Genomic DNA, 15,123 nt, shown 5'->3' on the forward strand with positions numbered 1-15,123 from the left:
TCGCGACCAACCGGCCGTCACTCGCCCGTCTGGCCGTCGACGGCCTCGCGGAGGAGGTCGGCGTGGCCGTTGTGCCGGGCGTACTCCTCCACCATGTGGATGAGCAGCCAGCGCAGCGAGACCCGGGCGCGTCCGTCCCACGCTGGGTAGTCGCGGTCCAGGGCCTCGGGGCCGCTGCCGAGCAGGTCCTGCACGACGGCACGGGACCGGGCCACGGAGCGCTCCCAGCGGTCGCGGGCCTCGGCCGCCGACAGGTCGCCTGCCGACGTCCACGCACGGACGAAGTCGGACCCGTCGTCCGTCGGCTGCCACACCTGCGGCATCGGCGACCCGGTGGCTCCGGAGGCGAAGTAGAAGTCCTCCACCCAGGCCAGGCGGCTCAGCAGACCCGCCAGGGTCAGCTGCGAGGGGTGGGCCTCGAGCCTGCGCCGCAGACCGGCCTCGTCCAGCCCGCGGGTCTTCCACTCCAGCGTCGCCCGTTGGAAGTCGAGGAACCCCAGCAGGGTGTCGGCCTCGCCGGCCACCAGGGGAGGCTCGGGACGGCCCTGCTCGTCGGTCTGCGGGTTTCCCATGCCACGAGGCTAGACGAGCGCAGATGCGGTTCACCAACGGATAACGCGTAGGCTTGACCCTCGTGGCCGTGGACTTCGACAACGAGATCAAGCACCTGCGCACGACGATGTCCTCCGTGCGCGAGGTGACCGACCTGGAGAGCCTGCAGGCCCAGATCACCGACCTGGAGACCCAGGCGTCGGCGCCCGACCTGTGGGACGACGTCGAGCGCGCCCAGCAGGTGACCTCCGCGCTCTCGCGCGCCAAGGCCGAGCACGGCCGGGTCACGGGCATGGACACGCGGATCGACGACCTCGAGGCGCTCGTGGAGCTGGGCACCGAGGAGAGCGACGCGGAGACGATGGAGGAGGCCCAGCGCGAGCTGGGCAAGCTCAAGCGTGACGTGGAGCTGCTCGAGGTGCGCACGCTCCTCAACGGGGAGTACGACGCCCGCGAGGCGGTCGTGACCATCCGCTCCGGTGCGGGCGGGGTCGACGCCGCCGACTTCGCCGAGATGCTCATGCGCATGTACCTGCGCTGGGCCGAGCGGCACGACTACCCGACGACGGTCCTGGACACCTCCTACGCCGAGGAGGCGGGCCTGAAGTCGGCCACCTTCGAGGTCAAGGTGCCCTACGCCTTCGGCACGCTCGCGGTCGAGGCCGGAACCCACCGGCTCGTGCGCATCAGCCCCTTCGACAACCAGGGTCGCCGACAGACCAGCTTCGCCGCCGTCGAGGTGGTGCCGCTCATCGAGAGCACCGACTCGATCGAGATCCCGGAGGCCGACCTCAAGGTCGACGTGTTCCGCTCCTCCGGTCCCGGTGGCCAGTCGGTGAACACCACGGACTCCGCGGTGCGGATGACGCACATCCCCACCGGCACCGTGGTGTCGATGCAGAACGAGAAGAGCCAGATCCAGAACCGTGCCGCCGCGCTGCGCGTGCTCCAGTCGCGCCTGCTGCTGCTCAAGAAGGCCGAGGAGGACGCCGCCCGCAAGGAGATGGCCGGTGACGTCAAGGCCAGCTGGGGGGACCAGATGCGGTCCTACGTCCTGCACCCCTACCAGATGGTCAAGGACCTGCGCACCGGTTTCGAGGTCGGGTCGACCTCGGCCGTCCTCGACGGCGACATCGACGAGTTCATCGAGGCCGGCATCCGCTGGAAGCGCGGCCAGGAGAAGGCCGCGGGCTGACCCGTCTCGTAGGCTCGGCGGCATGACGAGCACGCCCGTCGCACCCGCCCCCGCCCCCGACGACACCGGCGGCGCGGAGCGCGCGACGGCCCACCCCCTCGGGCTCGACCTCGCCGTCCTCCGGGGCACCGTCGACGGAGGCGTGACGCACGACCTGGGCTGGCGACGGACGCAGCTGAGCGCCCTGCGGCAGCTGATCAGCGAGCACGAGGCGGCCCTGGCCGAGGCGATCACCGCCGACGTGGGCAAGCCGCCGCTGGAGGTGCGGCTGACCGAGACGTCCGCCTCGGTCCAGGAGATCGACCACCTGCTCGGTCATCTGCACACCTGGACCCGGCCCCGCAGGGTCGGCCTGCCCGCGGTCATGCTGCCCGCCACCGCCCAGGTGCAGCTGCAGCCCAAGGGTGTGGTCCTGGTCATCGCGCCCTGGAACTACCCCCTGCAGCTCCTGGTCGCCCCCCTCGCCGGTGCGCTCGCGGCCGGCAACACCGCGGTGCTCAAGCCGAGCGAGCTCGCCCCCGCTTCTGCGCCCTGATGGAACGGCTGGTCCCGCACTACCTGCCGCGCGACGTCGTCCAGGTGGTCACGGGCGGCGTGCCGGAGACCACCGCCCTGCTGCGCGAGCGGTTCGACCACATCGTCTTCACCGGCTCGACGCGGGTCGGCAAGGTGGTCATGCGGGCGGCCGCCGAGCACCTCACACCGGTCACCCTCGAGCTGGGCGGGAAGTCACCCGCCTTCGTCGACGGCACCATGGACCCGACGGTGGTCGCGCGCCGTATGGCGTGGGGCAAGTTCACCAACGCCGGCCAGACCTGCATCGCGCCCGACTACGTCCTCGTCACCCCCGAGGCGCGCGAGCCCCTCCTGGCCGCCCTCGGCGAGGCCGTCACGCAGTTCTTCGGGGCCGACCCCCAGCGCAGCCCCGACCTCGGCCGGATCGTCGACGCGGCCCAGCACGACCGGCTGGTCGGCCTCCTGGACGGTCACGGTGGTCGTGTCGTGGTCGGAGGCCATCACGACGCCGACGACCGCTACTACCTGGCACCGACGGTCGTCGCCGACCCCGACCCCGGCTCCGCGCTGCTGACCGAGGAGATCTTCGGCCCGATCCTGCCGGTGCTCACGGTGCGCGACGTGCACGAGGCGACCGCGTTCGTGCGCGACCGGGAGCACCCGCTCGCGCTCTACGTCTTCTCCAGCGACGACGACGTGCGCAGGGCCTTCGACCGCGGCACGATCTCGGGCGGCATGAGCGTCGGTGCGCCCCTGCTGCACATCGCCGCGCCCGGGCTGCCGTTCGGGGGCGTCGGGGCGTCCGGCATGGGCGCCTACCACGGGCGCTGGTCGGTGGAGGAGTTCAGCCACCGACGCTCGGTGCTGGTCAAGCCGGCCAGCCCGGACACCCTCGCCGTGGTCTACCCGCCGCACCCCCGCTGGAAGCGCGCCGTCATCTCCCGGATGCTGACGCCGCTCACGCGCCCGGACGTCCTCGCCCCGGCCCGCCGGGCGGTGCGCAGGCTGCGCGGCTGAGACCGGCCATGGGTATGCGGTGCCGGTGCACCGCATACCGGCTCGACCGCGTCCGGGCGAGGGGTCTTTGCCACAGCAATCACATCCGTTACCTTTGTCACGGCCGTCACCCCTGTCCCGGAGATAACCACCCCGCATGATCACCCTGGAGAACGTCAGTCTGCGCTACGCCAAGGGTGACCCCTGGGCGCTGCGCGAGGTGGACCTGGACGTGACCCGGGGCGAGTTCTGCTTCGTCGTGGGGCAGTCGGGGTCGGGCAAGAGCTCGCTGCTGCGCCTGATCAACCTGGAGCAGGAGCCGACCGGAGGCCGCGTGCTCGTGGCCGGGCACGACCTGGGCGAGCTGCCGCACCGCAGGGTGCACCTGCTGCGTCGCCAGATCGGGGTCGTCTTCCAGGACTTCCGGCTGCTGTCGGGACGCACCGTGGCCCAGAACGTCGCCTACGTGCTGCAGGTGCTGGGCGCCGGGCGGCACGAGATCCGACAGCGTGTCCCCGAGACGCTCGCGCTGGTGGGGCTGCAGGACAAGGGCCGGCGGCTGCCGCACGAGCTCTCCGGCGGCGAGCAGCAGCGGGTCGCGATCGCCCGGGCGATGGTCAACAAACCGCCGATCCTGCTCGCCGACGAGCCGACCGGCAACCTGGACCCGGACACCAGCTCGGAGATCGTCGCCATCCTCGACCGGATCAACCGTGCCGGGACCACCGTGGTGATGGCGACCCACGACACCACGATCGTCGACCAGTTCCGCAAGCGCGTCGTCCAGCTGCACCAGGGGCGGGTCGTGCGTGACCAGGCCGAGGGCGGCTACCGCGAGGTGGCGCTGTGAGACCGGGGTTCCTGCTCGGCGAGATCGCCAACGGCCTGCGCCGCAACGCCTCGATGGTGGTCTCCGTCGTCCTGGTGACGATGGTCTCGCTCTTCTTCCTGGGGATCGGCCTGCTCGCCCAGGCGCAGGTCAGCACCGCCAAGGGCTTCTGGTACGACCGGGTCCAGGTCTCGATCTTCCTGTGCACCCCTGACGCGACCGAGGTCGCCTCCTGCTCGGAGGGTGCCGTCACCCCCGAGCAGCGCGAGCAGATCGCCGCCGACCTCGAGAGCCTCGACCCGTTGGTCACGGAGTACTTCTACGAGTCCAACGAGGAGGCCTACGAGCGCTTCCGCGAGCAGTTCCGCAACTCACCGGTGCTGGACTCCATCCCCCAGGAGGCCATCCCCGAGTCCTACCGGGTCAACCTGTCCGACCCGACCCGCTACGAGGTCATCCGCGCCGCGTTCGAGCAGGCGCCGGGTGTGGAGAGCGTGGAGGACCAGCGCGAGGTCGTCGACAAGCTCTTCACCTTCCTCGGCGTCCTCAGCGTAGGCGCCCTGGCCCTGGCCGTGGCGATGGTGGTGTGCGCCGTGCTGCTCATCTCCACGACGATCCGGCTCACCGCCTGGTCGCGCCGGCGGGAGACCGCGATCAAGCGGATGGTCGGCGCCTCCGCGTTCTCGATCCACCTGCCCTTCATCCTGGAGACCGTGATCGCCACCGTGGCCGGCGCAGGGCTCGCCGTCGCGCTGCTGTGGGCCACGGTGCGCTACGGGATCACCGGCTTCCTGTCCGAGCTGCTCGCGGGGGAGAGCGGCCTGATCAGCCTGGTCGGGCCGCGCGACCTGTGGCTCATCACCCCGTTCCTGGTCGGCGGGGCGCTCCTGCTGGCCGTCGTCACCGCCTGGTTGGCGCTCCACCGCCACGTGAGGGTCTGAGGAGAAGCACATGAGCAAGGTCGTTCCGCCCTCCCGTGGGCACCTGGTGCGCAGGAGGCTGCGCGGGGCCGTCGCCCTGGCGCTGGTGGGGGCCGTCCTGGGCGGCCCTGCCGTGGCCGCCGACCTCGACGACATCCGCGACCGGATCCGGGAGGTCGAGCGACGGGAGAGCCGGGCGGAGAAGGACCGCGAGGCCGCCCAGGAGCACGCCCACGCGCTGGAGGAGGACCTCGAGCACACCAGCGCCGAGCTGGTCGCCGCCGACGAGCGGCTCAAGGAGACCACGGCCAAGGTGGAGGCGGCGCGGGTGGCGCTGGTCGAGGCCGAGGCCGACCTGGCGGACGCCGAGGCGGAGGCCCGGCGCATCGAGACCGAGCTGGCGATCGCGCGGGCCAACGAGGAGACGATCGAGGAGTCCCTCGCCGCCAACGAGGCCGCGCAGGAGGACAGCAGGGCGACCGTCGGTGCCATCGCGCGCGACTCCTACAAGCAGGGGGGCATGGGGTCGCTCGCCAGCACCCTCGAGCTGCTGTCCGGCGAGTCGGACGCCGTCGACCGGATGGCCATGGCGCGCACGGTGCTGCGGGTGCAGGACCAGCAGATCCGGACCCTGGCCCTGCAGGAGGCGCAGGCCGTCGCCGAGCAGGACCGGCTCCTGGGCGTGCGCCAGGACATCGCCTACCTGCTCGCCCTCGCCGAGGCCAACGTGGTGGCCAAGGAGCAGGCCCGGACGGCAGCGGAGGAGGCCAAGACCTCCCTGGAGGCGCTCGAGGCCCAGCAGGAGCAGGACCGGGCCGCCCTGGAGACGGAGAAGGCCAAGGTCGAGGCCGAGCTGGCCGACAAGCAGGCCCGCTCCGACGAGCTGGCCGACCAGCTGGCCGAGCTGGCCTCGACCAGGCACGGGCTCAAGGCCGAGGAGCAGGCCGAGGTCAGGCGCCTCGCCGAGGAGGAGGCCCGTCGCAAGGCGGAGGAGGAGGCGCGCCGCAAGGCGGCCGAGGAGGAGGCGCGACGGCAGGCCGCCCTCGAGGCAGAGCGTCAGCGGGCCGCCGAGCGGGAGGCGGAGCGACAGCGCCAGATCGCTGCCGAGGCGCAGCGCCGGCAGGACCAGGCCGCCGCGGACGAGGCCGCCCGGCGCGCGGCAGCGGCGCAGGCCGAGGCGGAGGCCGCCGACCGGGCGGCGCGCGAGGCGCGGGAGCGTGAGGCCGCCCAGGAGCGGGAGCGCGAGCGGGAGCGGGAACGGGCCGCGCAGGCCGCGCGCGAGGCCTCCTCGTCGGGCTTCCTGAGCCGCCCTATGAGCGGCTCGGTCACCAGCGAGTTCGGGATGCGCCTGCACCCGATCCTGGGGATCTACGTGCTGCACTCCGGCATCGACTTCGGGGCGTCCTGCGGGACCCCGGTGGTCGCCGCCGCTGACGGCGTCGTGCACTCCACGCCCTACGACGACAGCCGCGGCAACTACGTGGTCATCGACCACGGCGTGCAGCGCGGGGTCAACCTCACCACCGCCTCCCTGCACCTGCAGAGCTTCGCCGTGTCCGCCGGGCAGAGGGTCTCCCGGGGGCAGGTCATCGGCTACGAGGGGACGACCGGCTCCTCGACGGGCTGCCACCTGCACTTCGAGACCCGGGAGAACGGCACCCCCGTCAACCCCCGCAACTGGCTCTGATCCCACGGCGGGGCCCCGCCCGTCCCCGGAAGACGCAGCGTTCGCCGCAGGGCGTAGAGCTCGCTGCGCTCACCCCAGAGGCGTAGAGCTCGCTGCGCTCGCGTGCGTTGATGTTCCGCTGAACGAGGCTCGCTTCGCTCGCCGTTCAGCGGTCACCCGTGCTTCTTCAGGTGCGCCGACATCGCCCGCTCGGCCTCGCGCCGGTCCTGGCGCTCGCGCAGGGTCTGTCGCTTGTCGTGCAGCTTCTTGCCCTTGGCCAGGGCGATCTCGACCTTGGCCCGGCCGTCCTTGAAGTAGAGCGAGAGCGGGATGATGGTGTGTCCCGCCTGCTCGGCCTTCGCGACGAGCTTGTCGATCTGCTCGCGGTGGAGCAGCAGCTTGCGACGCCGGCGTGCCGCGTGGTTGGTCCACGTCCCCTGGCTGTACTCCGGGATGTGCACGCCCTCGAGGTAGAGCTCGCCGCCGTACTCCACGGCATACCCGTCCACCAGCGAGGCGCGCCCCTGCCGCAGCGACTTCACCTCGGTGCCGGTCAGCACGAGACCGGCCTCCACGGTGTCCTCGATGTGGTACTCGTGGCGGGCCTTCTTGTTGCTCGCGACCAGCGTGCGGCCGGGTTCCTTGGGCTTCGACATGACCGCGCCAGTCTAGGTGAGGCCGAGGTAAGCGGTCGCCCGGGTTTTCGCGGGGCGGCGGCTCGCCGCCGGACGTCGACGTCGGTCAGGCACGACCCTGACCCCTGGTCAGGTGGGCCACGGCTCGAGCGTCATCACGACCACTCCGGTCGTCGTGACCGCCACGGCGGTCGGGCGGGGCTCGTCCTGGCCGTCCTCGCCGCGGCCGCCGTCCTGCCCGGCAGGTTCTCGCAGGAGGCGGAGGTGTCCCGGAGCGAGATCGAGCAGGTCCGGTCACGGGGCACGGTGGTGCTGGCCTACTTCGAGATCGGGAGCATCGAGAACTTCCGACCCGAGTACCCGCCGGTACGGGAGCAGGCGCCTGACCTGATTTTCAACCGGTGGGACGACTGGCCCGAGGAGAACTTCGTGGCCTACTGGGACGAGCGATGGTGGGACCTGGTGGTCAGGCCCCGGGTCGACCAGGCCCAGAAGGCCGGCTTCGACGGGGTCTACATGGACACGCCGTTGGCCTACGAGGAGATCGACCTGCAGCTGGCACCGGGGGCGACCCGCGGGACGCTGGCGAGGCGGATGGTCGAGCTGATCGTGCGCATCTCCGAGTACGCCAAGGCGCAGGAGCCCGGTTTCCTCGTCGTGCCGCAGAACTCCCCGGAGCTGCGGCAGGTGCCGGGGTACGTCGACGCCATCGACGGGATCGGGATGGAGGAGCTGTTCGTGCTCGCCACCGACGAGCTGTGCACGCAGGACTGGTGCGAGGAGAACCTCGACCACACGAGAGTCCTGCGCGACCTGGGCAAGTTCGTCCTCGCGGTCGACTACGCCGACGACCCCGCGATGGTGGCCCTCGCCCAGCGTCGGCAGCGGGAGGAGGGGTTCTTCGGGTATGTCGGTCCCGTCGAGCTCAACACGGTGCGCCCGCAGTCAGGACACCGTGGTGGATGAGCCGGAGATCCGCTGGAGACGGTTCCGCACGGCTGCCGGCCGGGCGAACAGCCACATCCCGCCCAGGGCGAAGACCGCGGCGAGCACATAGATCGTGAGGTTCGTGGGCTCGGCGACGAAGCCCAGGGCGAGACCGACGAGGGCGGGGCCCTCCAGCAGGGCGGCGCGCAGCAGGACCAGCGACTGAAGCACCCCCGCTGGAGGCGCGCCGCCCGCCCCTGTGCCCGGGACGGGTCCGAAGGCGACCATGATCCAGGCGGCTGCGGTGGCGGCGGCCACGACCAGCAGCATCCAGGCCGGAGGCATGGCCAGTCGGCCGCCGGCCAGCACCAGCACCGCCCCCAGCAGGACCAGTCCGCCCGCCATCGAGGCGACGAGGAGGGACAAAGGGCCGTACCCGGGGTCGGAACGCCCGTCCCGGGCGTCGTGCGCGTGCGTCATGGCACCGCACCCTGTCACACCGGCAGGGTCACGACTGCGGATGCCCTCCGTCGTGCGGGCGTCGCTCGGGAATGAGGGTGCGTCGCGCCGTGTTGACCGTCTAGACTCCAGAGTCTGCGCCCGGGCACGCCCGGTGCGTACCGGTTGACAACTGCACAGCGTGAGACACCCCATGGGGGTGATCGGTTTCGACGTTGCACGGCACTTCAGGGGAAGCGGGTCGAGGATGCAAGGTCATCTCGTCAACGCTCCTTGCGAAACCAATAGCTGCCGATTCCAAGCGCAGCGACTTCGCCCTCGCCGCCTGAGCGAGCCACGAAGTCTGTCAGCCTGAGCTAGTCCTCGACTCAGTGTCTGGCATCAGCTAGAGGACTTGCTGCGCCGTCATGTCACGGGACGGTGCGGGACTCTTACGTGGCTGGGCCTGTCAGGGAACGTGTGCGCGCGAGCCCTGGGGCCGAGAAAATCCATAGCGCACTGCACCCGGAGAAGCCCTGATTTCCCGGTAACGGACGCGGGTTCGATTCCCGCCGCCTCCACTCACGTGTCTCACGCTGTGCAGTGCCCGCTTCGCGGTGCCTGTTTCCCGCATTACCGTGCGGTTTTCGGGCCGTGTGCCGGGTAGGCGCCGCAGCCCCCGAGAAGAACCAAACTGCGAGTACGAGCCAACTTTCTGGCACACAGTTGTCACGGTCTCGAGCGTCCTGGGGCTCGGGTAACCAGCGCCTCAAAGACCCCGAGCGGGCACCCCGGGCGCTTCCGCAGGGGGGCGGGAGAACCCCTTCATCAGCCATGCCCTCTCGGCGGCAAAATCCGGACTCCACCGCGGCTGAGGGGCGTCGCCGGTCAGTGCCGCGGCGATTGCGTGCTGCGGATCAACGGTGCTTTCCCGATCGCGGTGCGTGGGATGCTGCCGACCTCCCGGACGGTGATCACCGGTGGCGCGACACCGAGCCGCCCGAGCTCGCCCTGCAGGCGGTCGGCGACGTGCGCAGGGGTCATACCCCGACCGAGGCTGGCGACCAGGATGGTTAACCCCTCGGCGGTCTGGATGATCTGCCACGCTGACACAGGGACGGTGTCCATCACCCGGTGGAAGACGACCGGCTGCACGACCACGTCCGTCCGACCCACGCCGGCCAGACGGAGGGCTTCCTGCTCCCGCCCCTGGACGGCGTCAAGCCGGGTGAAGGGCATGCCGCACGGGCACGTCCCGCCCGTGGACAGTCGGACGCTGTCGCTCATCTCGTACCGGATCAGCGGGATGGTGCGCGATCCGAGGACGGTGACCAGGATCTTGGCGCCGAACTCACCGGCGGGCACCGCCCGGTAGTTCTCGTCGACCACTTCTGTGAGGACGAGGTCCTCGAAGAGGTGCAAGCCCGTGTGGTGCTCGCATTCCGCCGCGATCCCCGCGGTCTCGGTGGCGGCGTACACGTCGAACGGCTGATGCCCCCAGGCGTGCACGATGCTGCGCCGCGTCGCCGCGGTCAGCACCTCTGAGGCGCTGAAGGTGGCGGTCGCGGTGATGTGCAGCCGGTTCGCGGCCTGGGCGTCGGCCAGCAACCTCAGGATCGAGGCGTACCCGACGAGAACCTGCGGCTGGAAGACGTCGAGCCTGGCGGTCAGGTCCTCCAGCGGCTCGCCCGCATCCAGACGAAGGGTGGGGATGAAGCGGCTGTCGACGGTCGTGGCGACCAGCGCCGACTGGTGCCACGGTGTCGTCGAGCTCACCACAGCGGTCCGGGTGCGCCGGGTCAGGCTGACCGGCGCTCCTCCCCAGGCGTACGAGCGGCTGTAGGAGGCGAGGACACCGGCCCACTCGTGCGTGTCCCACGCGAACACACCGGGTCGGCCGGTGGTTCCGCCGGTGGTTGCGACGTAGTACCTGCCTCGGTGCAGCTCGCCGGGGCGCATACCGTCAAGGAAATTCTGGAGGTCGGCCAGGTGGAGGTCGCGGTCGGTCACGATGTCGTCGAAGTGCTCCATGAGCGTGGCCTTGGTGAGCACGGGAAGCCCAGAGAGGGGCGCATCGTCCAGGCCGTTGTGGAAGTCCGTGTAGAAGGGTGAGGCGGTGCGCGCGAACGCGCGTAGGGCAGTGACCTGATGCCGTTGGAAGGTCGCGAGCCGGGCTGCCGTCCAGGTCTCGCGTGCCCGCAGACGGCGCCTCGCGCGCAGGACCTTGCGGAGCAGCGACATCCGCATGGTTCTCCCGCCCTTTCCTGCTGCTGGCTCAGTCCATCCCGCGTCGGCCCGTCCCGACGTCGGGGGAGATGCGCCGTCCTGGTGACGTCTCAGCCTGGTCGGGAAGGGGCAGGGGCGGAGGGCTCGCCCCTGCCTCGTGGTGCGCAGGTGCGGCATCCCCTGGGCAGCTTGTGGTGCCCGAGGAGATCGGCGCCGTGCGCTCACCGGGTCCTGGGCGAGTCACGACCACCTTCACGACGACGGCGACCAGGGTCCAGAAACCGACGGTGGCTAGAAGCATCAGCGTCCACATCCACCACGTCGCCGTCAGGCTCATCGTGTGGACCCACATGGCGGTGGCCTCCCTCGCCTCGTGTACGTGCCTCAAGGTCGAGGATGGCCCCTCCCGCCCTGGGATATGGCGGATGTGCCATGAAGATTTCACGAATTTCGCTCGGCGCCGCCGGGTGGCGGCTCCCAGGGCACGCGGTCCGGGAGAGACTGGCCGGTATGAGTGGTATGAGCTCCACGCCAGTGCCCGACCCGCCGGTGCGGCCGCATCGTGTCCTCGTCGTCGACGACGAGCGTGACATCGCGCAGATGGTGGGCACCTACCTGTCCCGGGCGGGATATGACGTGTCTCTCGCCCACACGGGCCCTGGGGCTGTCGCGGCGGCGCGTGCGGAGGAGCCGGCCGTCCTTGTCCTCGACCTGGGGCTGCCCGGTCTGGACGGGATCGAGGTGTGTCGCCAGGTGCGCACGTTCTCCGACTGCTACATCCTCATGCTGACCGCCCGCGGGGATGAGATGGACCGGGTGATCGGCCTGTCCGTGGGCGCGGACGACTACATCACCAAGCCGTTCAGCGCCCGAGAGCTGGTGGCCCGGGTCCAGGCCGTCCTGCGCAGGCCCCGCGGCCCCGCCGCCGACCACGCGTCAAGATCGGCCCCGGAGGAGCCGCCGCGTGTGTTCGGGGACCTGACTGTGCGCCCCGGCGCACGTCAGGTGCTGCTGGGCGGGGAGGCGGTGCCCCTGACACGGACGGAGTTCGACATCCTCGACGTGTTGTCGCGGCGGCCCAGTTTCGCGTTCTCCCGACGCACGCTGGTCGACCAGGTGTGGGACCCGGCGTGGGTGGGGGACGAGCACATCGTGGACGTGCACATCGCGCACCTGCGGCGCAAGCTCGGTGACGACCCGGCCGAGCCGCGGTTCATCGAGACGGTGCGGGGTGTGGGGTACCGGATGGGCCCCGGATGAGCTCTGCAGGTCGCCGACGGTACGGGCTGGCCACGCGGCTGCTCTTCGCGCAGGTCGTGGTCCTGCTGGCCAGCCTCCTGACCGCCGGTCTGGTGGCGTTGCTGCTCGGCCCCAGCCTGTTCCACGGGCACGTGCTGCAGGTACGCCCGGTCTGGGACCCCGAGGAGCTGCTCCACATCGAGCGGGGGTTCCGGGAGGCCTCGTTCGTCGCGCTCAGCGCCGGGCTGCTGATCTCGCTGGGGTGCGCCATCGCGGTGACCTGGTGGATGACCCGCGGTATGCAGCGCACGCTCGACGCGCTCACCACCGCGGCGGCAGAGGTGTCCCGGGGGCACCTGTCGGCGCGTGTGTCCAGCGCGGGCGGGGGCGCCGAGCTGGACACGCTCGCGGGAGCCTTCAACCTGATGGCCGGGCAGCTGGAGTCGACCGAGGCCACACGGCGCCGGCTGCTGTCGGACCTGGCCCACGAGCTGCGCACCCCGATCTCGACGATCCAGCTCTACTGCGAGGGCCTGAGTGACGGGGTCCTGCAGTGGGACGAGGGCACCGAGCGGGTGCTGACCGAGCACACCGGCCGGCTGGCCCGGCTGGCCGGCGACATCGACGACGTCTCGCGGGCGGAGGAGGGGCGCCTGGAGCTGGACCTTGTGCCGGTGGCGGTCGGCCACCTGCTCGCCTCAGCCGTGGAGAGCCACCAGGACGCCTTCGCCCGTGCCGGCGTCCGACTCAGGGACGAGCGCGGGTCCGCGGACGACGTCCTGGTCCACGTGGACGTCCACCGGGTGCGTCAGGTCCTGGACAACCTGCTGCGCAACGCCCTGCGGCACACCCCGCCCGAGGGCACGGTGGTTGTCTCGGCGCGGCGGGCGGGGGAGGAGGTGCACGTCACGGTCACCGACTCCGGTGACGGCATACCCGCGGACCAGCTCGACCACGTCTTCGAAAGGTTCTACCGGGGCGACACCGCCCGGGACCGCGACCACGGCGGGTCGGGAATCGGGCTGACGATCAGCCGTGCCATCGCCGACGCGCATGGTGGCAGTCTGACCGCCTCCAGTGCAGGCCCGGGGCAGGGGTCCTCCTTCACGTTGCGGCTCCCTTCACCCGCCCGGCAGCGCCCTCCCCGCGGGGAGGGCACCGGCCGGACGTAAGCACACCAACGGCACAGGAGTCGTTCAGTGCCCGTGGCCCCCGCCGTCGCTGTCGACGTGCGGCATGGTCAGCTCGACGTCGTCGCGGGCGTCCACGGCAAGAGGGGAGAAGCTGATCCCGTTAGGCATGTCCCCGACCGGCACCGTCGCCACCACGGTCAGCCGGTCCAGGTCGATGACCGCCACGTCGTCGTCGAAGAGGTTCGTCACGTAGGCGAAGCGGCCCGTGGGCTCGACGACCACCCCGTGCGCGCCACGCCCGGTCTCGATGGTCGCCACCACCTCCATGTCCGCGGCGTCGACGACCGAGACGGTGGTGCCGGGGGCGTCCTCGGTGCCCTGGTTCGCGACCAGGACGTGCTGGCCGTCCGGGGTCACGTACGTCTGGATCGGCACGGCCCCGACCTGCACCGTGCCGACCAGCTCGCGGGTCGCGACGTCGACCTTGGCCAGTGCGCCCTCGCCGCTGAGGGAGGCGTAGACGAAGGCCCCGTCCGGGGAGAACGCGACCTGGGCCGGTGCCTCGCCGACCTCCACGTCCGCCACGGTCTCGAGGGTGGCGGTGTCGATGACGCTCAGCGTGGTCGAGCCGACGTTTGCCACGTACACGCTTGACCCGTCCGGGCTGGGGCGCAGTCCGTGCGCCCCTTCCCCGACCGGGATGGTGGCGACGACCTCCATGGTCGAGGTGTCGATCGCCGTGACGGTCCCCTCAGTGGTGTTCGTCGTGAAGGCCGTCCGGCCGTCGGGCGAGACGACGATGTGGGTGGGTGAGGAGCCCGTGGTTGTCACCCCGTGCTGGTCCAGCGTGGCCGCGTCCAGCATGACTGCGGCACCGTCGTGGCCGCTGACCGCCCACACCGACCGGCCGTCCGGCGACACCTGCACGTTGTGCGGGCCCTCGATGCCCGAGACCGTCTTCACCACCTCGTAGGTGGACGCGTCGATCGCGCTGAGACTTCCCTCGGCCTCGTTGGCGACCCAGATCGTGCCGCGCACGCCGCTCAGCGAGTCCGCTTCAGCCATGACAGGCTCGCTCGACTGGGCCGCCGTCGCCACCGGCCCCGGTGTTGCCCCGACCGCTGCCGCGGGCTCGGTCTCGTCCTGGGCGAGCAGGGCCACCGTCGCGGTCCCTGCACCTGCCATGACGATCGTCAGCGCGCCTGCAATGAGCAGACGACGTCTTCTCGGTGGCGCCGTGGTGTTCGTGTCCGACTCGCTCATTCAGCCGCTCCTTCGTGTGTCCGCCGGGCCTCGGGGCAACCGGTCCGACAGCAACTGTGGACTGGTGACCGTGAGCGACGACGCAGGAACGGTCAAGTTTTGATGAATTAACCGAAGGCTTCGCGTGATGTCAGAAGGGCTTGGGGGTGCGCATCCTGGACTTCTGGAGCCGTCCCCGAACCGGTACCTCGTCCACGCGACCCGTGACTTCCTCGACAAGGCCGCCGGTCTTGTGGCCCTTGAGCCAGGCAGTGGCAGCGCGCGCTCAGCTCCGCACGAGACGGGCGATCGAGGCGGAGGCGTCGTCGATGGACGCCTCGCGTGCCGACGGGGCGTTATCGAGGAGGCAGTGGCGCAGGTGTTGGTCAAGGATCGTCAGGGCCGCTGCCTGCAGGGCGCCGCGGGCCGCGGCGATCTGCGTCAGCGTGTCCAGGCAGGGCTTGCCGCTCTCGATCATCGCGGTGATGCCGTGGACCTGCCCCTCGATCCTGTGCAGGCGGTTGGTCAGCTCTGCGGTCGCGGCTGCGCGGCCAGGTGTCGGGCTGGATGCTCCGTTCATGCCCGTCCTTCCTTGGTAGTTGGCTGAGC

Annotated in this window: 15 protein-coding genes and 1 other RNA gene; 10 read left to right on the forward strand and 6 right to left on the reverse strand. The window is 71.0% G+C overall.

Features of this window, described 5'->3' with window-relative positions; translation table 11 throughout:
• Positions 1-17: 17 nt before the first annotated feature.
• Positions 18-572, reverse strand: coding sequence for a DinB family protein (locus K330_RS0103410; protein ID WP_022920456.1), 555 nt, complete (start codon positions 570-572; stop codon positions 18-20).
• Between the two features lie 62 nt (positions 573-634).
• Between K330_RS0103410 and prfB the strand changes: the two genes are divergently transcribed.
• From prfB to K330_RS24455, 6 genes are all read left to right on the forward strand, one after another.
• Positions 635-1,747 (forward strand): peptide chain release factor 2, encoded by a 1,113-nt coding sequence (gene prfB, locus K330_RS0103415; RefSeq protein ID WP_029202271.1) that lies wholly within the window; start codon positions 635-637, stop codon positions 1,745-1,747.
• Positions 1,748-1,769: 22 nt separating this feature from the next.
• Complete coding sequence (locus K330_RS24450) at positions 1,770-2,282, forward strand: aldehyde dehydrogenase family protein (protein ID WP_268238273.1); 513 nt, start codon at positions 1,770-1,772, stop codon at positions 2,280-2,282.
• Complete coding sequence (locus K330_RS18910) at positions 2,282-3,280, forward strand: aldehyde dehydrogenase family protein (protein ID WP_268238272.1); 999 nt, start codon at positions 2,282-2,284, stop codon at positions 3,278-3,280. The genes K330_RS24450 and K330_RS18910 overlap by 1 nt, the downstream gene beginning before the upstream one ends.
• Positions 3,281-3,416: 136 nt before the next feature.
• Entirely contained in the window at positions 3,417-4,109 is a 693-nt protein-coding gene (gene ftsE, locus K330_RS0103425; protein WP_022920458.1) for a cell division ATP-binding protein FtsE, read from the forward strand.
• Positions 4,106-5,029, forward strand: a complete 924-nt coding sequence (ftsX, locus tag K330_RS0103430) for a permease-like cell division protein FtsX (protein ID WP_022920459.1) — start codon at positions 4,106-4,108, stop codon at positions 5,027-5,029. Before ftsE ends, ftsX begins: the two co-directional genes overlap by 4 nt.
• A 10-nt stretch (positions 5,030-5,039) precedes the next feature.
• Positions 5,040-6,695: a M23 family metallopeptidase gene (locus K330_RS24455; RefSeq protein ID WP_022920460.1), complete on the forward strand. Its 1,656-nt coding sequence runs from the start codon at positions 5,040-5,042 to the stop codon at positions 6,693-6,695.
• A 152-nt stretch (positions 6,696-6,847) separates the two neighbouring features.
• Here K330_RS24455 and smpB read toward each other — a convergent pair whose 3' ends face one another.
• Positions 6,848-7,330: an SsrA-binding protein SmpB gene (smpB, locus tag K330_RS0103440; protein ID WP_022920461.1), complete on the reverse strand. Its 483-nt coding sequence runs from the start codon at positions 7,328-7,330 to the stop codon at positions 6,848-6,850.
• A gap of 243 nt (positions 7,331-7,573) precedes the next feature.
• On the opposite strand from smpB, the gene K330_RS18920 reads away from it, so the two are divergent.
• Complete coding sequence (locus tag K330_RS18920) at positions 7,574-8,275, forward strand: glycoside hydrolase family 191 protein (RefSeq protein ID WP_022920462.1); 702 nt, start codon at positions 7,574-7,576, stop codon at positions 8,273-8,275.
• On the opposite strand, the gene K330_RS0103450 is transcribed toward K330_RS18920, so the two are convergent.
• Positions 8,255-8,716 (reverse strand): hypothetical protein, encoded by a 462-nt coding sequence (locus tag K330_RS0103450; RefSeq protein WP_022920463.1) that lies wholly within the window; start codon positions 8,714-8,716, stop codon positions 8,255-8,257. The genes K330_RS18920 and K330_RS0103450 overlap by 21 nt on opposite strands.
• Before the next feature lie 174 nt (positions 8,717-8,890).
• On the opposite strand from K330_RS0103450, the gene ssrA reads away from it, so the two are divergent.
• Positions 8,891-9,258, forward strand: a transfer-messenger RNA (tmRNA) gene (gene ssrA, locus K330_RS23150).
• Between the two features lie 304 nt (positions 9,259-9,562).
• On the opposite strand, the gene K330_RS0103455 is transcribed toward ssrA, so the two are convergent.
• The gene (locus tag K330_RS0103455; RefSeq protein WP_156875672.1) at positions 9,563-10,915 is read right to left on the reverse strand and encodes a phenylacetate--CoA ligase family protein; all 1,353 of its coding nucleotides are present in this window, start codon (positions 10,913-10,915) and stop codon (positions 9,563-9,565) included.
• Positions 10,916-11,419: 504 nt separating this feature from the next.
• Here K330_RS0103455 and K330_RS0103460 point away from each other — a divergent pair.
• Both K330_RS0103460 and K330_RS18925 read left to right on the forward strand, forming a co-directional pair.
• On the forward strand, positions 11,420-12,160 hold the full coding sequence (locus K330_RS0103460) for a response regulator transcription factor (protein ID WP_202804501.1): 741 nt from the start codon (positions 11,420-11,422) through the stop codon (positions 12,158-12,160).
• Complete coding sequence (locus K330_RS18925; RefSeq protein ID WP_022920466.1) at positions 12,157-13,311, forward strand: sensor histidine kinase; 1,155 nt, start codon at positions 12,157-12,159, stop codon at positions 13,309-13,311. Before K330_RS0103460 ends, K330_RS18925 begins: the two co-directional genes overlap by 4 nt.
• Before the next feature lie 24 nt (positions 13,312-13,335).
• Here the strand turns inward: K330_RS18925 and K330_RS18930 are convergent, their stop codons facing one another.
• Together K330_RS18930 and K330_RS0103475 are read right to left on the reverse strand one after the other, a co-directional pair.
• Complete coding sequence (locus tag K330_RS18930; RefSeq protein ID WP_229665762.1) at positions 13,336-14,535, reverse strand: YVTN family beta-propeller repeat protein; 1,200 nt, start codon at positions 14,533-14,535, stop codon at positions 13,336-13,338.
• Positions 14,536-14,800: 265 nt separating this feature from the next.
• Positions 14,801-15,094: a metal-sensitive transcriptional regulator gene (locus K330_RS0103475; RefSeq protein WP_022920468.1), complete on the reverse strand. Its 294-nt coding sequence runs from the start codon at positions 15,092-15,094 to the stop codon at positions 14,801-14,803.
• Between the last annotated feature and the right edge of the window lie 29 nt (positions 15,095-15,123).

This window comes from Ornithinimicrobium pekingense DSM 21552 (assembly GCF_000421185.1).
Classification (GTDB): domain Bacteria; phylum Actinomycetota; class Actinomycetes; order Actinomycetales; family Dermatophilaceae; genus Ornithinicoccus; species Ornithinicoccus pekingensis.